Below are 24,698 nucleotides of genomic sequence, written 5' to 3'. Positions count from 1 at the left end.
GAGAGTGTACAATATAGTTTATTGTGAAATTTTGTTGTGAGTACATGTGCTGACAACATTTTTCCTGATGATTTGGCCTATTGGTGGGATGGTACGATGTAGTACTTACTTTCAGTATGCTGCAACAGCCCTATACTTGAGGAGTGTCATGTTTGGAACAACTGATGATAATGCCTTGTCTTGCTTTCTATCACCTTCTATGACAGTTACTAAAAAACATGAACCCGCTGATGTACGAATCAATAATCGCATGATGGTTTTTGGACAAATTTTTTCATCATGTCCTATGTCTAGAGCACAAATTGGTAGGAAAACTGGATTATCGCGAGTTGCTGCGTGCGAAGTCGTGTCTGACATGTTAGATAAACACTTTCTGATGGAAAATGGATATGAACAACCAACGCGACCTGGTAAAAAAGGAACTTTAGTAAGTGTAGATGATCAATATTGGAATGTGGTTGTTCTGGACTTATCAATGCCATTTTTGTTGCAAGCTGCTGTAATGAATTTACGCGGTGAAATTGTAACTAGAGTTGAAAAATCCTTTGATAAAATTACTGCTATTACGCCTGAAACTGTAATTGCTTTGGCTGAGTCACTACTTGATGGTGCCTCACATATACTTGGTTTTGGTGTTGCTGTCCCAGGTATTGTTGATGAAGATGGTGTAGTAGTTGAAACTGCGAATTTTGGGTGGAAGAATGTGCCTTTGCGCAAGATGTTTCAACAACATTTTGGTAAGTTCTGTACGGTAGATAATGATGCGAATAGTGCTTTGATCGGTGAACGTTTTTGTGGAGCTGGCAGAGCAACTGGCATTTTTGTTCAAATCGCTGTTGGCGTAGGCGCAGCATTGTTAATCGATGATTCGCTCGTTTTGGGGAGTCATCATGCTGCAGGTGAAATCGGTCACGTAGTTGTTGATCCAGATGGTCCACAATGCACGTGTGGTAAGCGTGGTTGTTTAGAGACTTTTATATCTGCAGCAAACTTACGAAGAAGAATTAATGAGAATCCTTTAGACAGGACGACAATGCTACAGGAAGCAGGTCGTTCACTTGGACATGTGCTTGCTCCGTCTGTTAGCTTACTTGATTTAGATGATGTTTTTGTATACGGTTCAAAAGATATTGTTGACGATATATTTTTAGGTGCGACTGAATATGCAATTAATGCCGAAGCCGCCTCAACATTACAAAACCATTCTATTCGTGTGCAACAATGTTCTTGCGGTGATGACATAGTTTTACGTGGTGAGAGCATTGCTGTTGTGCAGGCAGTGCTTCGAAATGCAAATGAGTATAAAAAAGTGCCCCCTGTGGGACTCGAACCCACAACCCAAGACTTAAAAGGACTCTGCTCTGCCAATTGAGCTAAAGGGGCAACAAATGCCAAGTATACTACATTTTGTAGACTAATCCAACTCATGTCTACATGTAGCGTGTGTTTTGTGGCAAGTTGCTGCAAAATTGCAGGCAAAAATCACAAATTGATCTGTCCTAATTCTTCAAGTTTTTCTTTAATCTGAGTTGCAGTCGGCTCAACCATAAAACTTCCATCGCTAAAAGTAACGACAGGAATATGCTTCTGCCCACTAATATCAATAGCCTTTTGTTCGGCGCCTTCTTCAGATTCAATGTTATGCCAAGTAAAAGCAGCATTAAACTTATTAAGCGCAGCTTTAGCTCTGATGCAATCGCCACACCAATCTGCTCCATAAACATCAATCAATGGCGAGTTTTCCATACGCAATACCCCAATTCAATTTCTGATTACAAAATTAACTTACAAAAGCATTGTATTAAAATGCTAATATTTACGTGATTTTTGCTTACTGTAGCAACAGTCTTCGTTACATTCTAATCAACTGTCCCTTTAATTTCATAGTCTTTATTATATGAATATAGTTATGGATTTAGATTTGATTATATGGTCCACTGTTGGCACAGTTGTTTTAGCAGTGCTTTTAGTGACTGCGGCAGTTGTGCTGAGAATTATCAGTAAGTCGCGAGGTCCTTTAATACCTACTAGCAAAGATAATCCACTGCCTAGCGTAGCTAAAAGTGATAGTAATGTTGACCAATCTGCGCCTGAAAACGTTGCCTCTCGAGTTACAAGATTGCGTTCTAAACTTGCTAATAGTGCGAATCCTTTTGGTCGTGCTCTGTTCAATATATTGAGCAAAGATAATCTTAGTGAAGACGATTGGCAAGATGTAGAAGATACGCTTTTAATGGCAGATGTTGGAGCACAGGCAAGTGATGAATTGGTTGAATCACTTAGAAAAGATGCTAGGATTTCTGGAACAGCAAGCGCACAAGATGTACGTGAAATACTTCGTGCAAAATTGCTGGATATCGTTGGTGCCAAAACAGATAGAAGCCTAAATGCGGATTCTTCTAAAGCTCATAAGCCAAGCGTAATCATGATGGTTGGTGTAAATGGCACTGGTAAAACCACTACTGCTGGAAAGCTTGCGCGACTAATGGTTTCTAAAAATCGTTCTGTAATATTAGCTGCAGCAGATACTTTCCGCGCTGCAGCTGCCGACCAGCTTGAAACTTGGGCAAATGCTGTAGGTGTTAAAATCGTTCGATCCGAAAAAGACGGTGCAGATCCAGCTTCTGTAGCATTTGACGGTGCCGCCAAAGCTAAGGAATCCAATTCAGATGTTTTGATTGTAGACACGGCTGGAAGGCTGCAAAATAAGGCAAATCTTATGGACGAGCTTGGCAAAATTCGCCGAGTTATTGAAAAAACTGTTCCTGTAGATGAAGTCCTTTTGGTTCTTGATGCTACAACTGGTCAAAATGGCATGGTCCAGGCAAAAGTTTTTGCTGAGGCAATTGGAATTACAGGTGTGGTTTTAACTAAGTTAGACGGTTCCGCGAAAGGCGGTATCGTGGTTTCTGTTCAAAAAGAGTTAGGCGTTCCTGTGAAGCTTGTCGGATTGGGAGAAGGTCCAGACGATCTAGCTCCATTCGATCCAGAAAGTTTTGTGGATGGAATATTGGATTAATCTATCGTAATTAGTTATTAATCACGCAGCGCCAGTTGAGTAGAATATAAAAGAACATATAAAATAGAATATTGAAGACATAACCGCCGAGGGTTGTGTATTGTGAGGTGAAAGATGACCGCAATGGATCCGCAATGGGCATTATTGGCCGCTGCTTTAGTGTTTATAATTACGCCAGGGATTGCTCTATTTTATGGCGGTCGCGAACGAGCAACATCTATGGTCAATATGATGATGCTTTCTGCTGGAGCTATTGCGGTAACAACCATAGTTTGGACGCTATGGGGATGGTCAATGGCTTTCGCTGGTAAAGACATGATTGGCGGCGTTGTGGGTGATCCTGTGAGTGGTTTGCTTCTACGTGATTCAATGGTTGCAGATCATGGAATTTTTACTTCTATGGACGCAAACACAGGCTTGTCGGGCGGAGGTATTCCAGCAGCCTTTAGATTAGCGTGCGCTGTCGTAGCGGTTGCTCTTATTACTGGTGCGTTGGCTGGACGCGTAAAATACGCAATTTGGCTTATATTCGTGGCGGTATGGGTCACTTTAGTATTTGCTCCTCTAGCGCATATGGTTTGCGGAGGGGGATTGCTTTCTCCTAATGGCGCAATATCACAAGCTTTAGGAATTCAAGTACATGATTTTGCTGGAGGATCGTTGCTGCACCTGACTGCAGCAGTTTCTGCGCTTGCAATCGTGCTAATTATTGGTGGTCATGCGCACTTCCCGTTAAAGCGATTTGTGCTTCATACCAAATCCTCTACTGTTCAAGGTAACAGTAGTAATAATTTTGAGCATAAGGGAAATTTGGTTCGTGCATTGTGGGCTGACGTTGCGAGATTTAGTAAATTAGAGACTAATACGGGTTCATCATCTTCTAAGGCAGAAGATTCTAATGGTTCTGTTGAAGCTGTTAGTGATGTTGCTGATAATTCTGTAAATGTTCTAAAACGCCATCCGCATAATGTACCGTTTGTTGTTCTGGGAATTTTTATTATTTGGTTTGGCTGGCTTGGCTTAATGATTGGATCTTCTGTAGGTCTTCCTGGAGTTGCTGGATATGCTTGGGTTTCATCCACTATTACAGCATCTGCTTCTATGCTTGCTTGGGGTGTTACAGAGCGTTTGCGTTCAGGTTGTTTTACTGCTGTTGGCGCCGCGTCTGGAATTATGGCGGGTTTGGCCGCTAGTTCTGCCGATGCAGATGTGATTGCGCCTTTATGGGCAATGGTATTAGGAGTTATTGTTGGTGTCGTTACATGCCTTGCAACGCATTCTAAGACTTTTGCGCGTTATGATGGAGCGCTTCATGTTGTGAGCGTGAATGGCATCGCTGCTCTTATCGGTATTTTTGCAGTGGGATTATTTGCTGATAGTAGCGGACTGTTTTGCATTGGTGACTGGCATCAGCTTATCGCGCAGATTTGTTTACTTGTAATCACTGTTCTTTATTCCGGTGCAGTTACTGCTTTAGTTGCATTTGGTTTAGAGAAGCTTTTTGGTTGGAGAATATCGGAAGCTAAAGAGCGTAAGGGTGTTGATTTGGCAGATCAGGGTGAGCGCGCATATGACTTTTCGAGTATTGCTCAAGCTAGAGCTGGAGCTGTTGTAGAAGTTGCTGATTCTGAAGAAGGGAAAACCCAAGTGGCAGTTCTTACTCCAGTAGCTATTTCTGTTGATGAATCAGTTGTAGACGCAGATGGTGATTCTGTAGATGAAGATGGTGATTCAACGGTTGCTGGCGATAATTCAGCTCATTCTGATGATAATGTTTCTGCTCAATCGCAAGACGAAGTTGAATTGGGCGAAGAGAAGATTGAAACTGAAAATGATGGAAAAGAGTCAGAAAATTCAGAAGAATCTGATTCTAGTTCTGTGGAAAATAAGTCAGATAAATCTAGAAGTAATTCTAAGAAATCTCAAAAGAAGCAATAAAATATCAAAGTTTGTGTAAAGTAATCCCCCATTGGTGTGAATATCTCAAGATTATGACACACACGGGCTAAGTGATGTGGATAAAAACTTTGAGTTATCCACATTTTAGGCGTGTTGCTGTGTGTATCTCAAAAAGTTATACACAAATGGGGGATAACATTGTGGATATCCTGCGGATAACTTTTCCAAAAACAATTTTGATTTGCAATTGGAAAATATTTATGATAGCGAAATAAAAAGGAAAAGTCGCAAGCTACCGAACATCAGATTTAGAAAAGTAATGTAATAAGTAATAAAAATAATAAAAGTAATAAAAATAATAGTTTTATTAAATACTTAATCTAATAAGTTTTTTCGACAGTACAATAGTGCATTATGACAATAGCCAAGAGTAACGCAGCTACCAATAGACAAGAAGATAAAGAATCTGCTATAAACAAAAAAGATTTACTGAAGCATATATTTTCTCTAGCTATTCCTACATTTGGACAGCTTATTGCAGAGCCAGCGTTTGTTTTAATAGACACCGCAATAGTAGGTCATTTAGGCAAAACGCAACTTGCAGGGCTTTCAATAGGATCAACTGTGCTTTTAACAACAACGGGACTATGCCTGTTTTTGGCATACAACACCACAAGCCAAGTCGCGAGACTATTGGGTGCTGGGAAAAATCGTCAAGGACTAAGCGTTGGAATGGACGGTCTATGGCTGGCTCTTGGGTTAGGTGTTGTTTTAACGCTTGTTTTAATGGTGTTCGCAGGTCCGCTTTGTCAAAGCTTTGGTGCAAGTGGAGATACGCTTAAAAACGCGATTATTTACACTCAAACTGTTATGCCAGGATTGCCTGCGATGCTACTAATTTACGCGGCAAATGGCATATTCAGAGGACTTAGCAAAGTAAAAATCACACTTTTTGCTGCAATAAGTGGAGCTGTGCTAAACGCTATTTTAGATATTCTATTTGTGTTTGGAATGAATCTTGGCATTTTTGGATCTGGAATAGCAACAATGATAGCGCAATGGTATATGGGTATTGTTTTAACGCTTCCAGCGATTTTTTGGGCAGCTCGTGAAAAAGCACGTTTGCGTCCGCAAGCGCATAGCATACTTAAAAGCGCTGGAAGTGGTATTCCGCTGTTTATACGCACATTGGCGTTGCGCGCGTGCATGGTTGCCACTGTTGCAGCGGCTGCTCGTCTTGGAACAAATACTTTAGCTGCATACCAAGTTGCAAATTCTTGCTGGAATTTTGTTATGAACATATTAGACGCTATAGGAATTGCAGCTCAAACAATAGTCGCCTCTGCGCTTGGAGCTGGATTATTAAAACGCGCTAACATGATCACAAAAATATGCGCACAAGTAGGAGCATTAAGTAGCGTAATCGTTGGAATTTTAATGATATTTGCAGGATGGCTACTATCCCCGTTATTTAGCCCAAACGTAGAAATACAACTTTTAGTTTCAATAGGAATGACGATTCTTGGAATTTTCTTGCCGTTATCTGGATTTATGTGGGCTTTAGACGGAGTGCTAATCGGAGCTGGAGACCACAAGTATTTGGCCAAATCGTGCTCGATTACAGCTATTGTGTACCTTCTTGCGATTAGTGCAATGTGCTTCGTAAATATAGCTTTCTGCTCTACTGACATAATTAGAACCGTGTCATTGTGGGTGGCTCTGAACCTTGTATACATTGGTGGAAGAGCTTTAGGAAATTCTCATAGGGTTAAAACAGATGATTGGATGAAGTCTGCAAGTCTGTAAGTATGTAAATATGTGAAATATTCAAATATGTGAAATATTCAACTTGCGACTTGTGTTGGTTTATATCAACTTTTGTTGGTGTGCTCCGTGCGGGCGTTTATACTCGATTCTATGGCAGGTAATGATATGTGGAAGTCAAGTAGAAATGACGCAAACCAGTCAGGCAACGCATCATATAACAGTATTTTGTTTGACAAGGTTCCGCCTCACGACGAAGACGCGGAAATGGCCGTTTTAGGTGGAATGCTAATGAGCAAAGATGCCATTGGCGAAGTTTCGCAAATCCTAGAAACAGCAGACTTTTATGTGCCAAAACACCAAACAATTTACGACGCGATCATAAGCTTATTTTCTGGTTCACAACCAGTAGATGTTGTTTTAGTCGCAAACGAGCTTCTAAAAGACGAAAACCTGGAGAAAATTGGTGGAGCAGACTACCTGCATAGTCTAGTTGCATCAGTTCCAACAGCTGCAAACGCGTTATATTACGCGGATATTGTACACAAAAATGCGATTTTGCGAAATGTGATTGCTGCTGGAACAAAGATTGCGCAAATGGGGTATTCTGCCACGGGAGATCAAGCAGAAGACGTTGTAAATCTTGCACAATCCGAAGTTTACGAGATGAGTTCTGGCAAAGTTCACCAGGATTATTCTGCTATTGGTCCTGTTGTTCAAGATGCTCTCGAACAATTAGACAAGTTGCAAAGTAACGAGATTGAAAAAGGCGTTCCAACAGGATTTAGAGATATTGACGATATGACGCAAGGCTTGCAACCAGGGCAAATGGTAGTCGTAGCTGGTAGGCCTGCAATGGGAAAGTCAACTCTTGGAATCGACTTTGCGCGTTCTGCAGCGTTGCATCACAATATGACAACAATCGTGTTCTCGCTAGAAATGAACAAGTTGGAGCTTGCTCAAAGAATAATCGCAGCCGAAACAGATATTCCAATGACTGCAATGCATCGCGGAACTTCGGAAGACATTACAACAGATAGGTGGACTAAGCTAAATGCGTTTTGGTCAAAGATGAAAGACGCTCCGCTTTTTATAGACGATAGCCCAAATATGAGTCTTATGGAAATTCGCGCAAAATGCAGACGACTAAAGCAAACGAACGATCTAAAGCTAGTTGTAATCGACTATTTGCAACTTATGACTTCTGGAAAGAAAGTCGAATCGAGGCAGCAAGAGGTCTCGGAGTTTTCGCGTGCATTAAAGCTTTTAGCAAAAGAGCTAGAAGTGCCAGTTGTTGCGCTAAGCCAGCTAAACCGCGGACCAGAAATGCGAAACGATAAAAAGCCTCAGCTTTCAGATTTGCGCGAATCGGGATCTATTGAACAGGATGCTGACGTTGTGTTTCTTGTGCATAGACCTGATTTTTACAACAAAGAAGATCGTCCAGGCGAAGCAGACATTATTATGGCAAAGCATCGTAATGGTCCTACAGAAACGTTCAATCTAGCTTTTCTTGGAGCAACGTCTAAGTTTAAAGATATGCCGCAAGGATACCAGCCGCAATCATATTCGCAAGGTAATGATGCTCAAGGTTATGATTCGCATCAGTCTCAGGCATATCAGCAGTAGAGTTAATAGGGGGATTGATGATCGTCAAAAATAAAGTGGTAAAACGCTGTTGTTTTGGATTCATAATGCCAGCTGTAGGGAAATTGGTTAGGATGATTTCGCGCGCGACAAACCACGGAGGAAGTGCTTTACCAGGCAAAGTTGTGGAAACACTAGACCCTGGGTTTTTGGCTAGAACGCTAGGAAAATTACCTTATGGTGTTGTGTTAATTTCTGGAACTAACGGTAAAACCACTACAACTCGCATGGTTGCGTCTATGCTTAGAGATGCTGGATTGCGCGTGTTTACAAATCCTACGGGATCGAATTTTACACGCGGAGTTGTAGCAGCATTGGTGCAAGAAATGCCTGTTTTTGGCACAAAGTTAGATGCGGATATAGCTGTTTTAGAGCTTGATGAAGCTTATGCGGTGCATTTTGTAAATCAAATAAAGCCGCGCTATTCGCTTCTTCTAAACGTTATGCGAGATCAGTTAGATAGATTTGGCGAGATTGACACTACAGCTAAATTGTTGAGCAATGTTGCGCACGCAACTAAGCGAGTAGTTGTGTTAAATCGCGAAGATTCGCGAATTTTTGCGCTTTCTAAAGATGTTTTGCCGTCTTGTAAGGTAAAATATTTCGGTTTGGACGAATCGCTAAGAAGCATGTTTCCAACTGACGACGATTTGCATAGTGATTTGTGTGGCGATTTTAATGGCGATTCGCGTAATCTTCCGCATGCAGATGTTGTTTTGGCAAAAGTTGCAGATAATAAAGCCGATTTTTTGATTGATGGGCATAGAAAAACCACTAGCGTTAAGCTGCGAGGCGTGTATAACGTTTTTAACGCGGCTGCTGCGTCTACGATTGTGCGCGCTATTTTGGCAGATGCTGCTAAAAAAGATGCAACACTCGCAAAATTCGACGACGATGCGCTTATGGAATCTATTTCTCGCGTAACGCCAGCATTTGGTCGAGGCGAAGTAATCGAAGTTAACGGCGCTCCTGTGGAGCTTGTTCTAGTGAAAAATCCTATTGGATTTAGACTTGCGCTCGCTTCGGATAAGCCTGCAAATCATGACACAATGATTGCGATTTGTGACGAATACGCGGATGGGCGAGACATGAGCTGGCTGTGGGACGTTGATTTTACATGCTTTAGTGGCACTGGAGTCACTTGTGTTTCTGGCACGCGCGCGTGGGATATGGCTTTGCGTTTACAATACGACAAAGTTGCCTCTAGAAATGTGAACACTGATTTAGAAGAAGATGTTAAAACCTTTGTAAATGGCGATTTTAGTAGTGATGCTAAAAATGCTAAGCGCATATATTGCACATACACTGCTATGCTTCGCGTGCGATCTACGTTGGGGCAAATCGCAAGCGTTAAAGACGTTGGAGTTGGAAAGTAGCAAGAAAGTAGTCGTCATGAATGATATGAGTGATGTTAATTATATTAGTCAAGCGAATGCTACTAATAAAGCCGAAAATCGTGTATTAGATATTGTGTCGCTGTACCCGAAAGACATGAATATTTACGGTGACTATGGCAATGTACTTACGATTATGCGTCGAGCGGAATTGTACGGTTACAAGCCTGTGCTTCACGAGTACAACGTTGGCGATGATTGGCCAAAGCGAGTAGATATGGTTCTTGGTGGCGGCGGTCAAGATCATGGTCAAAGTAGAGTTACGGATGATTTATTTGCGCGCGCGGACGCGATTCGCGAGCTTGCAAAAAATGGCGTTCCAATGCTTATGATTTGCGGTCTTTACCAGCTTTTTGGAGAGTACTTTGAGACTATTGAAGGCCAAAAGCTTAAAGGCATTGGCGTACTCGGAGAGCATACGGTTGGTCAAGACGTGCGCATGATTGGAAACCTTGTTGAGCATAGCCGCGATTTTGGCGATATTGTGGGCTACGAGAATCATTCTGGCCGCACAAGCTTGGAGGGTGATACTCAGCCACTCGGCTCGGTTGATGGCGAAAATTGCGGAAATAACGGCGAAGATCATACGGAAGGTGCGCGCAAATACAACGTTATCGGCACTTATATGCACGGATCAGTTTTGCCAAAAAATCCGCGTTTGTCTGACTTTTTAATTCGTACAGCTGCGCAGAATCGTTACGGAGAATTTGCACCAAAGCAGACTAATGCTCAGCGCGCGGAGCTTGAAAAATTAGACAAATTAGCAGATCGCGCTCGCGAAGTTGCTGTAACTCGTCCGCGGTAAAATCTGTTCTCACTAAATGAACATAGACATATGCATGATTTAGTAAAAATTTGATTGATTATTTTATTTTATGCGCATAGTGTGTATAATCTACGCATTAACCCATCGGTTGTTAAGTCAATCTGGCGTCAGGCAGGAATTAGTGAAACAAAGGTGAAATGATGAAATTAGCGTATCCTGTTATTCTTACTCCATACGAAGATAATAGTGGGGGTTTGTTGCAGAAGTTCCTGATTTGCCAGGGTGTGTAACTGGCGGTAGTAATCTTGCAGAGGCTCTGATTATGGCAGAAGATGCAGCAAGCGGATGGGTTCTTACAGAACTCGAAAGTGGCAATACTGCTCCAGAAGCTAGTGATATTAGTGATATTGTTACAGAAAATCCTAATTCAAAGTTATCTATGGTTGCGCTTGATATGGATTCCTATGCTGCAAAATACGGTTCTCAGGCAGTTCGTAAAAATGTTACTGTTCCAGCTTGGCTTGACACTTGGGCGCAAAAAGCTGGAATCAGCTACAGTGGGGCTTTGCGCGATGCTTTAGAGGCTTTATATGATAAAGGAGCTGTGAATAAAGCGTAGTCATATTATCTGATTTGACGCAATATTGCGTAATCAATTAATGCAAAAGCCTGCTGAAGTTGCAAAGTGTTGCAAATCAGCAGTCTATTTAAATATAGAACTGATGAGTATATGATTACATAGCCGCTGTATATATTTGACAACTGGTATTTATTGTGATAAAATAGTAAAAAGGGATTTTATATAATAATGGAGTTATATATGAAAAACAAAGTTGTTCTACATTATACATTTATAGCTGCGCTATTTTCTATTATTTTAATATTGTCATTTACTAATGTTGCTCAAGCTGAATCATCTGACTATAAATCAGAGACTTATGTAGATTTTCCCAAAAAGCAGCATAAGACAAAATTTCAGAGTATGTATTTTTCTTTACTAGATACTTATGAAAATCCAGAGTTAGTAAAAAAGTTCTATATTTCAAAATATTTTACAGAATTACAAAGAATACAGAGCGAAGCTATGCTTCCTTCTCTTAGTGAAGAAACAGCTACTATTTACAAGAATTCTCTTTTTAATTCCTCGCATAAAGATAACAATAATGTAACAAAAATATTGCAATTTCTAGATATATATGAGAATAAATATGAAAATAATCAGATTCTATCAGAATTGCATAAATTAGAGTTAAAAGTATTAAAAAATGAACTAACACAAAAGGAAGCTATTAATATTGCAAAATTGTGGCTTCCATCAAAGCAGGAGGTTACACCTCGCAAACCTTTACTTACTGAGAGAAATTCAGGCATAAATCTTGAAGCGGCCAGAGCATATGCGCGAGAATGGGCGCGGAAAATAAATCCAAAATATGGTGAAGAAAAAAGTAAGTTAATATTTCCGTCAGATTGCACAAATTTCGCTTCGCAAATTCTATATGCTGGTGGTATTGGTATGGATAAGTATAATGATGTATTTAAAGGGTGGTGGTGGAAAGCTAAAGGAGATCGTTCGGTTTCTTGGATTAATGCCAATGTTTTTAAAAATTATATGGGGTATGGATTTAGTACAAGTTATTGGGGAATGTTAGTAGATAATGTTAGGGATGGAGATTTTATTGGTGTTGATGAAAGTAATGATGGTACTGTCGATCACATAGGGTTTGTATTCCTAAAAAGCAACGGTAGATTGCGTATAGCTCAACACACTGAAAATTATTTAGATTGGGATAAGAATTGGTATTCATTCAATGGTGAAGGAGCTTATTATCGTGTTCGTCGTTAAACATTGGAAAGAATGGTTTTTACCATTATCTTTTGTATTTTTAGCAGTTTTATTGCTTATTAAAATGCCAGGAAAGTATCCAGCAGATTTTGATTTAAGTCTTTTGGGTGTTGTGTTAGTTTCAATTATTTCACCAATAATTCAAATGATTGTTGGGTTGTGTAATAGAGGATTAATTCGTAAGAAAATATTAATTATTATTGATAGCATATTAATACTTGCTGGCTTTATTGAAATATTCTTTGGCCAATTTATTGTTGTACATGTTTTGAATCGTGGAATGGTCAAGTACACAATGGATCGTGGACCGCAAGTTAATGTTGCTACTGTTGCAGCTGCATCTATCGTAGTTGTCTCAATGGTGTTATGGAGTATTCACGAACTGGAATTTAATAGTAATAAAATTAAACGAATATGAGACTGGCAAATAATTAAAGATGTAAATACAAAAAGCCTGCTGAAGTTGCAAAGTGTTGCCAATCAGCAGGCTTTTTGTGGTTTTAGATTCTAGTTTTTGATTCTAGCTTCTATATTCTAGCTTTCGTTTGATTTAGCTAGTGATTATTAGTCAATCAAGCCATACAAGCGATCGCCAGCATCGCCAAGACCTGGAACAATATAAGCTTTGTCGTTCAAATGCTCATCTACAGCGCAAACAACAACCTTAAAGTCAATAGAAGGATCAATCTCCTTCTCAATGCGCTCCAAGCCTTCTGGCGCTGCCAAAATGTTAATAGCAGTAACATCTTTAGCGCCGCGCTCTGCCAAGTAGTGCGTAGCGGCAATAAGAGTGCCGCCAGTAGCAAGCATTGGGTCCAGCAAGAAGCACTGACGACCAGTCAAATCTTCTGGCAAACGGTTGGCATAAGTGACAATATCGAGCGTCTGCTCGTCGCGCTTCATACCAAGGAATCCAACTTCAGCAGTTGGAAGAAGGCGAGTCATGCCGTCAAGCATACCCAAGCCTGCGCGTAAAACTGGCACAACCATTGGACGCGGGCGGTTCAAATGCTTACCAGTCATCTTGCAAATAGGAGTTTCAATCTCGCGATCGCTAACTTCCAAATTGCGGGTTGCTTCGTATGCTTCGAGAGTTACCAATTCGGAAACTAACTCGCGGAAAATGTTAGAAGGTGTATTCTTATCACGCAAAACGGTGAGCTTGTGGTCCACCAGCGGATGATGTAAAACATGAAGATCCATACCTTCTAGATTAGTGCAAGCGCGGCATGTTAAGCTATCGGCGTGCCGTGACTATTTAGAAAAAATATAAACAAGTGTTAATGAAGGTTGAATTTTGTGAATTGCTGGAAAATTAAAACATACTTAAAAACGCTGACTTGCGAAAGCGCCTGTCGGCGCAAACGCCGCTCGCAGCGGCAAAAAATGGAGCCCGGGGCTTAAACACAAGCCAGCGTCACTTCCCGAGTATACATGCTTTTAGATTTCAGCGCGCCGCGCTATGGTATAACCAATAAACGCAGTGTGATAACAAATAAACTAATCGAGTTTGCCAAGTCGCCATAATTTAGCTCCATTAGCGAAGCATAAGGAAAGTGCATGCACGTTTGCAGATTTGTGCAAAACGCTAGCAATAAGCTGTGAATCATCTCTTTTGGAATCATTCATCTTCTGTGTTAATTTTTTCGCGTAAGAACGCATTCCGCGCGAAATAATCGCAGTAAACGCAGAAGCTCGATATAGAGCAACAGCAAAATCGCCCGTAAAAGCACCAGAAAGAATAGAATCCGCGAGTCGCGCAATATCTTCTCCTGTAGGAGCTTCGTCAATTCCAGTAATTGCGGAAGCGCTAGTTGTAGAAGGTTCTCCAAGATTCCAATACTCCGCATATGCTTCTCGCTGCTTACGCAAAGACCCCCGAAGCAAATATAGCCTAAAAAGCATTCCAGGGAGCGAATCAGGTTGCGCTTGACTCCACAAGTCTGCGATGACCTCAATGCCCTCATTCTCAACCAAATTCAGTACGCGTTCCACAATCTCTGGAGATTGTGTTTTATGCACGCGGTTAAGCAGAACTGCTGCTGAAGTGTGGCTGATTTCGTTTACAATTTGTGGATCTGTGCCGCCTTCAATTTGCGCGAGCATTGCAGGATCCATTTGTGCAGGTCTGCTTGGGCGACTTGCACCTATTGGACTTGGCATAAAAGCAGATCTGCTCGAATGAATAGAACTCGATTGTGAATTAAAGCTAGTAGACAATTGGTAACACCTTTTCAATATCAATAATGCGAGCGCCTTTAGAAGTATTGCTAATATGCAAAACTATTGCGCTACCAGTAGGCATGTATGGAGATTTTTGGCTAAGTATACGTTTATGCGCCCGCGGTTTTGTGATTCCTCGCAAATAGTCAAAGAAAGTGCCGATAATAGGACGATGCAAACACATAACTGTTGAATTGTTAATATTTGCTTCTGTGTTTTTTGCGTTGCAATCAAGATTTTGTATTTCACTTATAAGAACAGATAATGTAGATTTTGGTTTATTCTCATGATGATCTTCAGTAAGTTCCGCAATCTGCTCTATAGAAAGAGAAGAATCGTGTGCAAAAGTTGCAACAGTTTCCACGCAACGTTTCCAAGGTGACGAGACAATTCGATTTGGAGCATAGCAAGCAAGCTCACGACCTAGAGCGTAGGATGCTGCAGATCCAAGAGGAGTGATTGGACGAGTTGCTTCGCTGCCTTGCCATGATTTACGTGATTCAGCTTTTCCATGTCGTACTAGTATCAATGTCTTATATTCAGTTTGACCATCGTGTAGCTTTTCAAGAAAAGCATCTAAAACTTTTCTATCGCTATCGTGTGTGAGTTTTTTGCGAGCTTTAGAAGGAGTAAGCCATATAACATTGCCAATTTCAGTAGGTTTTGCTGGTTTTATTGGACCAAATGCTGGTAGTCGCTTCATTGCGGCATTCTCGTCTATTTCGCGCATCATCCAGTAGTGGATTCGCTTAACTACTTCTGTTTTATTGTTGTTTTGTGAACTGTTTTTCGCACCGCTTTTTGAGATTGATTTTTTGCCTTCGTTTTCAAGCGGATATTCTATTTGTGCAATGTGAGGTCCTAGTGTTACTGCGTAGCCTGTTTCTTCCCCAACTTCGCGCACAGCTGTATGGCGATGCGACTCATTGTCTTCATTCTTGCCTTTTGGCCAGCTCCAATCGTCATACTTTGGTCGGTAAACAAGGCAAAGCTCAAAGTCGTCATCGCTTATCATGCTCGCTTGATTGCTTGTTTTTTTCAAGTCACTTGTGTTTGAGCTGTCTATTGTATTTCGCTTGCGATAAATAATTCCGCCAGCAGCCTCAACGTATCGCGTCGTTACTACACTCATATTCACTATTTTAGCGGTTTTCTTTCGCAACTTTTAGTTGTGCCTGGTTATTTATTACGATTCGTTTATTCGCTTATTTGGTTAGAGTCAATTTAGTTGCTGGTTTTCGCATATTTACGTTGCTTACGTTTATCACAGTCATGATAGTGATAAAAGCGCTGTGACTGTCATTTTAACTTCCGTGACTGTGATAATTCACTCATAGACGTGATGACTCATCAATATTGCGCCATCATCTCACCCACATCTAGATTATTGCTGTTAATAACAGTAATGAAGACATATGTAGTTACATCATTAATTCACAATTTTTCTGACAAATCTATTCCTGATACACGCTTGCATTCATTTAATATTGTTTCTACTATTTCTGGAACATCTGTCCAAGGAGCGTAGTTTGACTTTTGAGTTACTGAAGGGTGATTTTTGCGATTTTCTATCTGTTCGGTTTGCATATGCTGCTTTGCGTTTTTAAAAGCATTCTTATAGTTTCCAGTTAATTTTTCTAATTGGATATGCTTATTTTTATTCCCAGTAGTGTTGTGAAGTAACCCAAGTTCTTTTGCTTCTTTTTGGCAATCTCGCGTTTCTGTGCAAGAAAGAGGACAGCTTTTTATATGGTCAATAAGCCATACTTCGAAGCAAGGGTTGGAAATTACTAATTTTATCTTCCCACAAGTTGAATCCGACTTAGATTGAGCTTGTTGAATTTTTTCTCCAAATTCATCAACGTCTGTTACAACCCATACCAGTGTAAACGGATTGTAGTTTTCTTTTTTCGCTTCTTTGCAGTCTAATCTCTCAAGTTTAATCGCATAATTTGTTAAAGTGAGTGGATCTACGCCCTCTTTTTCTATGTTAATTGATTTATGAATATCCCATGATGTAGCACAATATTTACTTACTTCTGATTTTATATAGCTAAAATACTCAAACTCTGTAACTACACCGCCACAAACAATGAGGAATCTTTTATTTCGTTTCGACTGTTTCTTCGAACGGCCGTGTGATGGAACATGAACCATAGCCCGCTCCTCATGAATACTAGTGTTTTATATAGTTTTGAATACTGGTAGTGTTTTAGCTTCTGTTAGTATTTGTAAGTATTTCCGCAAAAACATCATATAGAGACGGTTGTGGTGCTGAAGCGTATATGTTGTGTTGATAGTTTTTACCAAAGTTTACATTGCGGTTTTCCCATTCCGTAAGTGGATGTAGTGAAGATTCGCCTAATGTATTTTTCTCTATAAACCAAATTTGATCTCTGTCGAGAATAGTTTTGTCGGTTCCAGAATTACTAATAAGACTTAAATCGTGAGTAGTAAAAATTAATTGCGATTGGTTAGGATTCGTTTCTGGATTACTGTAAAGCTTGAGTATTTCAGACACGAATTGCATGCTTAGACTTGTGTCGATTTCATCGATTAGAAGTATGGAATGTTTTGATAATGCATCTATAACGAAAGCAAATAGCAATAATGCTGTTTTAGTTCCTAAAGATTCAAAATCTTCAGGAAGTTGGCAATCTTTTTGACCAGAATGTGTAAACATTAAACGTGAAACACTGAATTTTTGCAATTTTTCAGTGTTTTCAGAAGTGTTATTTGTAAGTTTATTGTTGTCTCCGTCAAGTTCATTAAGAAGATTTGCGAGTCTCGCTAGTTTTTCTGATTGTTTAGCATCTAGCTGTTCGGATTGGACTGTTACACCTTTTAATCCTAAATCTGCATATTTTAGCAACGTGCTAATGTTGGATGCAAAATCTGGATTTTCTTGTAAAACTGTTATCAAATTATTGGAATACTTATCAAAGTCAACTGTTCTGCATTGCTGTGTAGAAGTTATTTCTTCGTATGCAGCTTGCAATGCTTGTACACCTGATGCTGCAGCTGCAGATAGAAATAATGCGTTGTCTCTTGTAATTTTTTCTACAGTTTTTCCTATGGCTTTTAGATTTGAGCCAAATCGCATTGGCTTGCCATGCTCTCGTTCAAACAGCACAGTTTTTCTGTTTGTTGTAGAGCGGAAAAGCCATAGTGCCTCTTCAATAATGTAATCATTATTGAAGGTAAACCAATATTTATATCTGTTGTTATCTTTTGCAATAAATTCTATAAAGAATGTTGACGGTTCATTTTCAGACTCTTTATTTAAAAGAAAAGGGAGTGCATTTATTTTTGAATTTGAGTTACCGGCCTTGAAGCTTCCTTCCACAAAATTTTTTAGAAATGTTATGCATTTTAGCAGATTTGTTTTCCCTGAGGCATTCCCTCCGTAAATGGCTGCAAGAGTTGATACATCTGGATGAGGCCACGAACCGTTTTTTGCATGTACGGTTCTTTGCATGCTGAATTGTTGCGATTGACGAAAGCTTAGTGCGTTTTCTACGCTAAAATTAAGCAACATAGTTGCCTCCAGTGCTAAGTTTGCTATTTGTTTACAAGTAGCATCAAAATTTTTCTGATTATTATCTACTATCTACAGCGATATTCCTTAATATAATAATATCCTAAAATGTCATATTTACAATCTACAAACAGTTTTTTGTATGAAATTTACATAAAAGTAGTTGAAAATTCAAAAAATAAGATTGTTGTTCGTATGTGTGCGGTAGGTAACTTATACTAAACGTAATCGACGTTAAATTCCCAAACTTACAAAAACTGGCAAATTATGGCGTAAAAAACCTCCCAAAACTGGCAAATAATTGCTCAAAAAACCTCCTAAAACTGGCAAATAATGCTATAATCGTTGTAATATCAACATTAAAAAGAGTAAGCCATGGAACGACTAGCATTACAAAAATTAATCGCCTGGAATAGCAAGCCGAATCGCAAGCCGCTAATAATATGGGGTGCGCGCCAGGTTGGCAAAACGTATCTAGTAAAAGAACTTTTTGCGGAAAAATATTATAAAAATAGTTATATTTACATCGATCTTAAAAAAGAAGATGAGGTTCGTAACTTTTGCGAAAGCACAGCAAACGCAGAAAAGATTATAGAATACTTGTCTTTGCGATTTTCCAAGGCTATAGATGAAGGCACTTTGCTGATTTTTGACGAGATCCAAGAATGCCCAAATATTATTTCGTCGCTTAAATATTTTTGCCAAGATTTTAGAAAAATTCACGTAATTGCAACGGGTTCAATGGTGCGAATTAAATTGCATCGCGAAGCTCACAAGCAAAATTCGTCGAAATCAGCAGTTGGTCAATTCCTCTTTCCAGTAGGCAAAATTGACCAGATAACAATCTATCCAATGACTTTTGGTGAGTTCCTACTAAACAATAATAGTCTTCTATATTCAAAGGTGCGCGAAGCCTATGATTCTAAGCAAGCGCTGCCTACAGAAATTCACAATCTTGCGTTAAATGAAGTGTATAAATATTTGCTGATTGGGGGTATGCCAGAAGCAGTAGAAGCATATATTGAACGTAAAGATTTACTAGAATCGCGTGAGATTTTGCGCTCGCTTTATGACAATTATCTTGCAGATATGGAGTTGTATCAAGCAAGTAGCGAATCGATTTTAAGATCTCGACTTTTATTTGAGAATATTTTTAGAGAGCTTAACAAGGAATCAAAAAACTTTTCAGCTGGTCTTATTAAAAAAGATAGTAGAACTAGAGATTTTGCGACGTCCATTCAGTGGCTGCTTATGACTCATATTGTTAATCAGTCATTCCAACTCAAAGAGCATATAACCACGCCGCTTATGAAAGAAAACGAAAGTAATTTCCGACTATTTTTGTGCGATATTGGCATGTTCTCGTATCAAAGCGGAGTTAATGCAGCATCTTTTATTTCAAACGAAAGAGACAATACGCTATCTGGTATTTTCTTCGAAAATTACGTTGCAAACGAACTTAGCGCAAATGGTTTAAAACTGTTTTATTGGCGCGGAAAATCAGATTCAGAATTGGAATTTATAATTGAATCAAATAACAAGCTTTTCCCGATTGATGTTAAAAAAGGCAGAGGAACTCTTAATTCTTTAAATAAGTTTGCAATGCACAACAAGTTTGAGTTTGCAATAAAAGTTTCTAAAAATAATTATGGCTATGATGCAAATCAGAAAATCGCGACTATGCCATTTTATTTTATTACGTTCGTGGCTAGCGATTTGGCTGCTGGAATGCTTGAGATTTAGTCAGATTAAAGGGAGCAATAAATACAACAAGAGCCAGAATCATATTGCTGAATCTGGCTCTTTGCCTATTGTTTATTAGTTACTCGCAATCAGTTCACACCTCGAGGTTTGCGTGTGTGAGTATGAATTAGATATTCCTGACTGTCGACTAGAGGACGACCTTCGGAATCGCGAGAATGCAGCGTGTATGTGCCATCTCCATCCATCCACCAAGAAACTGTTGAATCAGCCATTTGCAAATCAATGTACTGAATCAACGCTTCCACCTGGTCTGGAGCGCTTATGCGAACCAGTGTTTCAACGCGGCGATCAAGATTTCGATGCATCAAATCGGCCGAGCCAATCCACACTTCTGGGCCACTTGCAGGACCATCGCCAATTTGCGGACCGCAAGAATTAGCAAAAGCATAGATTCGGCTGTGCTCAAGGAATCTGCCAAGAATAGAGCGAACTCGAATATTCTCGCTCAATCCTTCAATGCCAGGCTTTAGCGAGCAAATTCCACGCTCAACAATGTCAATCTTTACTCCAGCTTGAGCCGCGCGGTACAAAGCGTCAATCGTCTTTTCGTCAACAACAGAATTGACTTTAATCTTAATCCACGCTTCTTTTCCAGCAAGAGCCGCTGCCTCTTCCCTGCGAATTCGCTCAATAATGCCCGTTCGAACTGTGCGAGGAGCTACAAGCAAGCGATGGAAGCTTGACTTTGGAGCATAACCTGAAAGCTGATTGAACAAGCGAGTCAAATCTTGACCAACTACAGGATCGCAAGTAAGCAAGCCCAAATCTGTGTAAAGGCGAGCCGTCTTAGGGTTATAGTTGCCAGTACCAACGTGGCAATAGCGGCGCAATCCTTCGGCTTCTTGGCGAACCACAAGCGAAAGCTTGCAATGCGTCTTCAATCCAACAATGCCATACACAACGTGAACGCCTGCGCGCTCAAGCTTACGCGCCCAAGCAATGTTGGCGTCCTCGTCGAATCTCGCTTTAATCTCAACAAGCGCAAGAACCTGCTTGCCAGCGTGAGCTGCGTCAACAAGAGCGTCAATAATTGGCGAATTGCTAGACGTGCGGTACAGCGTTTGCTTAATTGCAAGCACCTTTGGATCTGCCGCCGCTTGCGCCAAGAACGCCTGAACAGAAGTAGAGAACGAATCATATGGGTGATGAAGCAAAATATCATGCTCGCGAATCGAAGCGAAAATATCTTGCGCATGGCTAGTTTCAACTTCTGCAATTTGGCGATTTGTAGTAGGAATAAACGGACGATACTTCAAATCTGGGCGATCCAGCGCTTGCAACTCAAAAAGAACCGTCATATCTAGCGGCGAAGGCAAACGATATACTTCTTCTGGGCTTACTCGCAACTGATTAGCCAGCAACTGAGACAAGAATGGGCTAGCTTCGTCGGAAATCTCAAGACGAATAGGCGGCCCAAAACGACGACGCAAAAGCTCCTTTTCCATAGCGTTGAGCAAGTTTTCTGCATCGTCTTCCTCAACGTCAATATCTTCGTTACGCGTAACGCGGAAAGATCGCGCTTCTTTAATAATCATGCCTGGGAAAAGCGATTCCAAATGTGCTGCAATCAACTTTTCCATAGGAATAAAGCCGTAGCGCTCTTCGCGACCCTCTTCGTCGGTTAAATCGTCAACTGGAACAAGACGATTCAAATTATCTGGAATCTTTACGCGAGCAAAATGCGATTTTCCAGAATTTGGATTTTCTACAATAACAGCCAAGTTAATAGACTTGCCAGAAATATATGGGAACGGGTGTGCAGGATCCACTGCAAGTGGCGTTAATACTGGGAAAACCTGCTTGCGATAATAGTCTGAAAGTCTATCTTTTTCGGATTGCGTAAGCTTGTCCCAACTGAGCATAACAATGCGCTGCTTAGCAAGCTCTGGCAAAATGTGGTCAATAACATAATGCGCATGCTCATCTTGACGACGATGTGTAACCTCGCTAATTGCTCGCAACTGCTGACGCGGGCTAAGCCCACTTGCAGCGGTTACTGCGATTCCTGAGTCGATTCTGCGCTTTAAGCCTGCAACTCGGACCATAAAGAACTCGTCTAGGTTGGAGGCAAAGATGGCTGCAAAATTAGCGCGTTCAAGAAGTGGTAAATCGGTATTTTGCGCTAACTCAAGCACGCGACGATTGAACTTTAACCAGCTTAATTCTCGGTCAAAGAAGCGATCTTTTGGCAACGGTAGCTCGCCCTCACGAGCTTCACGCTTTTCTGCCTTTTCGTCTTCGGCGATGTGCTCTGCAATTTGACCGCGCAGAATCGCCTTTGAGGGAGCGTCAAAAATTTGTACCATACTCCGTAATTGTATGCACTGTAAGGGATGTGCGCGACTGAGTGTCGGCAGCTATGCGGCTCGACACGCCGATAATTGCAATATGTGAACGCATCTGAACATGACAACCATTGCATATTCACAAAATGATGCAAAACCATCTATTTTTTATGTGCGAATGAACACTAATTACAATATGCGAACAAAGATGATTTTGTACTTTACTAAAGAACAAAAAACAGTAATAATAAGAATCACAAGAACAAATTAAAAGAGCGGTAGACCACAGAAAATGTATGGATGTTAGATTCCAATTACGTTGGACGGATACATAAGACTTTACCGTTGCAACGAGGATGTTGTGCAGATAGAACCGCTGAAGATTGTTTTTGTAAGTAAGAGGCTCGCCAGTGTGGCGGGCCTCTTTTGATATATGACTATTTGATATTTACTCGCAGTGTCGTGTTCATAGGGGAAACTATCAAAGAATAATTGTTGGAATAATAATTGCTGGATTCATTTTCTTAGCTTCTTTGAAAATGAGATGTGGTACAAAAGCAAAAGCAGCAAAACAATTAAGAAGGATCGAAGGACCATGCAACACTCATTTACAGTAATGTTGGCAGCTGAGTTTATTGGCACTGCCATTCTTATGATTTTTGGCAATGGAGCCGTTGCCAATGTTGAACTTAAAAACACTAAAGGTCATCACGCAGGCTGGCTAAACATTGCTATGGGCTATGGTTTTGGCGTTATGTTCCCAGTGCTAATGTTCGGTGGAATTTCTGGCGCGCACATAAATCCTGCTATGACAATTGCGCAAGCTGTTTGCGGAATGTTCCCTTGGGCAAACGTACTTCCGTATATTGTGGCTCAGCTTTTGGGTGCATTGGTCGGTCAGCTTATTGTGTACGTAACTTATTTGCCACATTACAACGAAACCGAAGAGCCAGAGACTATTCTTGGCACGTTCTGCACTACGGATGCTTACAATAACAAGCTTAACTACTTCCTAAACGAATTCTTTGGCACGCTCGTGCTTGTTTTGGCTGCGCTTTGCTGCCTTACTTCTCCTTGGGGAGAGAAGAATTTGGCTGGAGCATCAATCGTAGTCGGCTTTGTTGTTTGGGGATTGGTGACTTCTATGGGTGGTCCGACTGGTCCTGCTTTGAATCCTGCTCGAGACCTTATGCCGCGTTTGCTCCACACCATTTTGCCTATTCCACACAAGGGTTCTTCTCGTTGGGGCGAGGCGTGGATTCCAGTCGTAGCCCCTATTGCCGGCGCAATCTTGGGCGTGCTTATGTTTAAGTCGCTATTTGCATAAAACAGTTGCTTTTAACTGTTATTGATTGTGATTAATTGCGGTTGTAAGAAGCGCGTGATGCTAGTATGAATGCGTTACGCGCTTTTTATTTTGCAAGTTTATGTTTTGCAAACTTGTGCTTATTAAGAAAGATTTTAAGAAAGATATTAGAAAGACGAAATCATGTTTTCTAAGTCACCTATTGCAATTGGTCGTTTTGCGCCGACTCCTTCTGGGCGTATGCATATTGGCAATATGGTAGCAATGTTGGCTGCTTGGCTTTCTGCAAAGTCGCAAGGTGGAAGCATGATTTTGCGTCTGGAAGATCTCGATATTGCTAGAATGCCAAAAGATGCAAGCGCGCGAGTGATTGACGATTTGAAGTGGGCTGGGCTTGATTGGGTTGGTGAGCCGACTTATCAGCATGAGCGCACTGCACTCTACCAAGAAGCTCTTGATGCGTTAGAATCTTTGCAAGACGGAGACGGGAATTCCCTGATTTACCCGTGTTTTTGCTCGCGTTCCGATATTCGCGCGATTGCAGCGCCGCAAGAAGGCGACGGCTTTATACGCTATCCCGGTACGTGCAGAAATCTTCGCAAAAATGCGCAAGGCTTGGCGCAAATCGAAAAGCGTTTGCAAAATAATCAACAACATTCTTTGCGGCTTGCTGTACCGACTGCTGATTTAAACCAAGCGAATGTGAGTTTTATAGACGCGATTTTTGGTGCGCAATCGTTTAACATTAATCGCGACTTGGGAGACATGGTGATTCGTCGCGCGGATGGCGTTTTTTCTTATCAACTTGCGGTTGTTGTTGACGATGTGCTTTCGGGAGTAAACGACATTGTGCGCGGACGTGATTTGCTTCGTTCTGCTGCGCTTCAAATTTGGATTGGTGAATTGCTTGAAAAATCTGGATTTTTTGCGGCTAACGGCGTGCACTATGTGCGTCCGCAATTTGCGCACTTGCCACTAATTGATAACGCTCAAGGCGAGCGACTTGCCAAAAGTAAACATTCGCTTGATGTTGGCGCACTTCGAGAAGCTGGTTGGAGCGCCGAGCGCATGATTGGCTATTGCATGTATCTTTTGGGATATAAAAATCCTGGGCAAACTCGCCCAGTAGATATGAGCGCTGCAGATGCGCTCGCTTTGTTTGAAAGCGACGAAACGCCGTGGAATTCTGTTCGCGCAAACTTAGCAGACAAATCCGTGCCCTTCCTCGACTAAACTATGTATTTAGAATG

At 40.9% G+C, this 24,698-nt stretch carries 18 protein-coding genes, 1 tRNA gene and 2 pseudogenes; 13 read left to right on the top strand and 8 right to left on the bottom strand.

Going from position 1 to position 24,698, the window contains the following annotated elements; translation table 11 throughout:
- Positions 1-67: 67 nt before the first annotated feature.
- Positions 68-1,207 (top strand): annotated as a pseudogene (locus HXT20_RS06500) (ROK family protein); the annotation flags it as partial.
- A 103-nt stretch (positions 1,208-1,310) separates the two neighbouring features.
- Here the strand turns inward: HXT20_RS06500 and HXT20_RS06495 are convergent.
- Both HXT20_RS06495 and HXT20_RS06490 read right to left on the bottom strand, forming a co-directional pair.
- Positions 1,311-1,383: transfer RNA gene (locus HXT20_RS06495), tRNA-Lys, on the bottom strand.
- A gap of 99 nt (positions 1,384-1,482) precedes the next feature.
- Positions 1,483-1,746, bottom strand: a complete 264-nt coding sequence (locus tag HXT20_RS06490; RefSeq protein WP_004114090.1) for a glutaredoxin domain-containing protein — start codon at positions 1,744-1,746, stop codon at positions 1,483-1,485.
- A 151-nt stretch (positions 1,747-1,897) separates the two neighbouring features.
- Here HXT20_RS06490 and ftsY point away from each other — a divergent pair, with 151 nt between their 5' ends.
- From ftsY to HXT20_RS06445, 9 genes and pseudogenes are all read left to right on the top strand, one after another.
- Positions 1,898-3,019 carry a signal recognition particle-docking protein FtsY gene (gene ftsY / locus HXT20_RS06485; protein WP_020760895.1) on the top strand — a complete coding sequence of 374 codons (1,122 nt, stop codon included), beginning with the start codon at positions 1,898-1,900 and terminating at the stop codon, positions 3,017-3,019.
- A gap of 114 nt (positions 3,020-3,133) precedes the next feature.
- A complete protein-coding gene (locus HXT20_RS06480) occupies positions 3,134-4,957 on the top strand; it encodes an ammonium transporter (RefSeq protein ID WP_422114333.1) in 1,824 nt (607 codons plus the stop codon).
- Positions 4,958-5,332: 375 nt separating this feature from the next.
- Positions 5,333-6,724: an MATE family efflux transporter gene (locus HXT20_RS06475; RefSeq protein ID WP_020760016.1), complete on the top strand. Its 1,392-nt coding sequence runs from the start codon at positions 5,333-5,335 to the stop codon at positions 6,722-6,724.
- A 111-nt stretch (positions 6,725-6,835) separates the two neighbouring features.
- Positions 6,836-8,311, top strand: a complete 1,476-nt coding sequence (gene dnaB, locus HXT20_RS06470; RefSeq protein WP_004116417.1) for a replicative DNA helicase — start codon at positions 6,836-6,838, stop codon at positions 8,309-8,311.
- Positions 8,312-8,403: 92 nt separating this feature from the next.
- A complete protein-coding gene (locus HXT20_RS06465) occupies positions 8,404-9,705 on the top strand; it encodes a Mur ligase family protein (protein WP_032841302.1) in 1,302 nt (433 codons plus the stop codon).
- Positions 9,706-9,721: 16 nt separating this feature from the next.
- On the top strand, positions 9,722-10,528 hold the full coding sequence (locus HXT20_RS06460) for a type 1 glutamine amidotransferase (protein ID WP_020760014.1): 807 nt from the start codon (positions 9,722-9,724) through the stop codon (positions 10,526-10,528).
- A 161-nt stretch (positions 10,529-10,689) separates the two neighbouring features.
- Positions 10,690-11,108, top strand: a pseudogene (locus tag HXT20_RS06455) (type II toxin-antitoxin system HicB family antitoxin).
- A 201-nt stretch (positions 11,109-11,309) separates the two neighbouring features.
- The gene (locus HXT20_RS06450) at positions 11,310-12,332 is read left to right on the top strand and encodes an amidase domain-containing protein (RefSeq protein WP_101889973.1); all 1,023 of its coding nucleotides are present in this window, start codon (positions 11,310-11,312) and stop codon (positions 12,330-12,332) included.
- Positions 12,319-12,750 carry a hypothetical protein gene (locus tag HXT20_RS06445; RefSeq protein WP_230468323.1) on the top strand — a complete coding sequence of 144 codons (432 nt, stop codon included), beginning with the start codon at positions 12,319-12,321 and terminating at the stop codon, positions 12,748-12,750. Before HXT20_RS06450 ends, HXT20_RS06445 begins: the two co-directional genes overlap by 14 nt.
- Positions 12,751-12,896: 146 nt before the next feature.
- Here HXT20_RS06445 and upp read toward each other — a convergent pair whose 3' ends face one another.
- The 5 genes from upp to HXT20_RS06420 all read right to left on the bottom strand — a co-directional run bounded on the left by upp (position 12,897) and on the right by HXT20_RS06420 (position 18,093).
- Entirely contained in the window at positions 12,897-13,535 is a 639-nt protein-coding gene (gene upp, locus HXT20_RS06440) for a uracil phosphoribosyltransferase (RefSeq protein ID WP_004120306.1), read from the bottom strand.
- A gap of 297 nt (positions 13,536-13,832) precedes the next feature.
- The gene (locus HXT20_RS06435) at positions 13,833-14,495 is read right to left on the bottom strand and encodes a thymidine phosphorylase (RefSeq protein ID WP_101890214.1); all 663 of its coding nucleotides are present in this window, start codon (positions 14,493-14,495) and stop codon (positions 13,833-13,835) included.
- A 46-nt stretch (positions 14,496-14,541) separates the two neighbouring features.
- Complete coding sequence (locus HXT20_RS06430) at positions 14,542-15,687, bottom strand: NUDIX hydrolase (RefSeq protein WP_174190948.1); 1,146 nt, start codon at positions 15,685-15,687, stop codon at positions 14,542-14,544.
- A gap of 302 nt (positions 15,688-15,989) precedes the next feature.
- Complete coding sequence (locus HXT20_RS06425) at positions 15,990-16,712, bottom strand: RloB family protein (RefSeq protein WP_009994243.1); 723 nt, start codon at positions 16,710-16,712, stop codon at positions 15,990-15,992.
- A 55-nt stretch (positions 16,713-16,767) separates the two neighbouring features.
- Complete coding sequence (locus tag HXT20_RS06420; protein WP_174190947.1) at positions 16,768-18,093, bottom strand: AAA family ATPase; 1,326 nt, start codon at positions 18,091-18,093, stop codon at positions 16,768-16,770.
- A gap of 375 nt (positions 18,094-18,468) precedes the next feature.
- On the opposite strand from HXT20_RS06420, the gene HXT20_RS06415 reads away from it, so the two are divergent.
- The gene (locus HXT20_RS06415; RefSeq protein ID WP_174190946.1) at positions 18,469-19,836 is read left to right on the top strand and encodes an ATP-binding protein; all 1,368 of its coding nucleotides are present in this window, start codon (positions 18,469-18,471) and stop codon (positions 19,834-19,836) included.
- Positions 19,837-19,925: 89 nt separating this feature from the next.
- On the opposite strand, the gene HXT20_RS06410 is transcribed toward HXT20_RS06415, so the two are convergent.
- Positions 19,926-22,163, bottom strand: a complete 2,238-nt coding sequence (locus HXT20_RS06410; RefSeq protein ID WP_004114108.1) for an RNA degradosome polyphosphate kinase — start codon at positions 22,161-22,163, stop codon at positions 19,926-19,928.
- A gap of 574 nt (positions 22,164-22,737) precedes the next feature.
- Between HXT20_RS06410 and HXT20_RS06405 the strand changes: the two genes are divergently transcribed.
- Both HXT20_RS06405 and HXT20_RS06400 read left to right on the top strand, forming a co-directional pair.
- Positions 22,738-23,469 (top strand): MIP/aquaporin family protein, encoded by a 732-nt coding sequence (locus tag HXT20_RS06405; protein ID WP_004114113.1) that lies wholly within the window; start codon positions 22,738-22,740, stop codon positions 23,467-23,469.
- Positions 23,470-23,631: 162 nt separating this feature from the next.
- Positions 23,632-24,681, top strand: a complete 1,050-nt coding sequence (locus HXT20_RS06400) for a glutamyl-Q tRNA(Asp) synthetase (protein WP_004114114.1) — start codon at positions 23,632-23,634, stop codon at positions 24,679-24,681.
- Positions 24,682-24,698: the final 17 nt, after the last annotated feature.

The organism is Gardnerella sp. DNF00109, from assembly GCF_049262845.1.
Taxonomy (GTDB): Bacteria; Actinomycetota; Actinomycetes; order Actinomycetales; family Bifidobacteriaceae; genus Bifidobacterium; species Bifidobacterium vaginale.
This window is presented reverse-complemented; position numbering and strand designations above follow the sequence as displayed.

Bases quoted from the DNA above. Each gene is read 5' to 3' on its own strand.
- HXT20_RS06490 (WP_004114090.1), bottom strand. From the start codon at position 1,746: ATGGAAAACTCGCCATTGATTGATGTTTATGGAGCAGATTGGTGTGGC.
- ftsY (WP_020760895.1), top strand. From the start codon at position 1,898: ATGAATATAGTTATGGATTTAGATTTGATTATATGGTCCACTGTTGGC.
- HXT20_RS06480 (WP_422114333.1), top strand. From the start codon at position 3,134: ATGACCGCAATGGATCCGCAATGGGCATTATTGGCCGCTGCTTTAGTG.
- HXT20_RS06475 (WP_020760016.1), top strand. From the start codon at position 5,333: ATGACAATAGCCAAGAGTAACGCAGCTACCAATAGACAAGAAGATAAA.
- dnaB (WP_004116417.1), top strand. From the start codon at position 6,836: ATGGCAGGTAATGATATGTGGAAGTCAAGTAGAAATGACGCAAACCAG.
- HXT20_RS06465 (WP_032841302.1), top strand. From the start codon at position 8,404: ATGATTTCGCGCGCGACAAACCACGGAGGAAGTGCTTTACCAGGCAAA.
- HXT20_RS06460 (WP_020760014.1), top strand. From the start codon at position 9,722: ATGAATGATATGAGTGATGTTAATTATATTAGTCAAGCGAATGCTACT.
- HXT20_RS06450 (WP_101889973.1), top strand. From the start codon at position 11,310: ATGAAAAACAAAGTTGTTCTACATTATACATTTATAGCTGCGCTATTT.
- upp (WP_004120306.1), bottom strand. From the start codon at position 13,535: ATGGATCTTCATGTTTTACATCATCCGCTGGTGGACCACAAGCTCACC.
- HXT20_RS06435 (WP_101890214.1), bottom strand. From the start codon at position 14,495: ATGCCAAGTCCAATAGGTGCAAGTCGCCCAAGCAGACCTGCACAAATG.
- HXT20_RS06430 (WP_174190948.1), bottom strand. From the start codon at position 15,687: ATGAGTGTAGTAACGACGCGATACGTTGAGGCTGCTGGCGGAATTATT.
- HXT20_RS06425 (WP_009994243.1), bottom strand. From the start codon at position 16,712: ATGGTTCATGTTCCATCACACGGCCGTTCGAAGAAACAGTCGAAACGA.
- HXT20_RS06420 (WP_174190947.1), bottom strand. From the start codon at position 18,093: ATGTTGCTTAATTTTAGCGTAGAAAACGCACTAAGCTTTCGTCAATCG.
- HXT20_RS06415 (WP_174190946.1), top strand. From the start codon at position 18,469: ATGGAACGACTAGCATTACAAAAATTAATCGCCTGGAATAGCAAGCCG.
- HXT20_RS06410 (WP_004114108.1), bottom strand. From the start codon at position 22,163: ATGGTACAAATTTTTGACGCTCCCTCAAAGGCGATTCTGCGCGGTCAA.
- HXT20_RS06405 (WP_004114113.1), top strand. From the start codon at position 22,738: ATGCAACACTCATTTACAGTAATGTTGGCAGCTGAGTTTATTGGCACT.
- HXT20_RS06400 (WP_004114114.1), top strand. From the start codon at position 23,632: ATGTTTTCTAAGTCACCTATTGCAATTGGTCGTTTTGCGCCGACTCCT.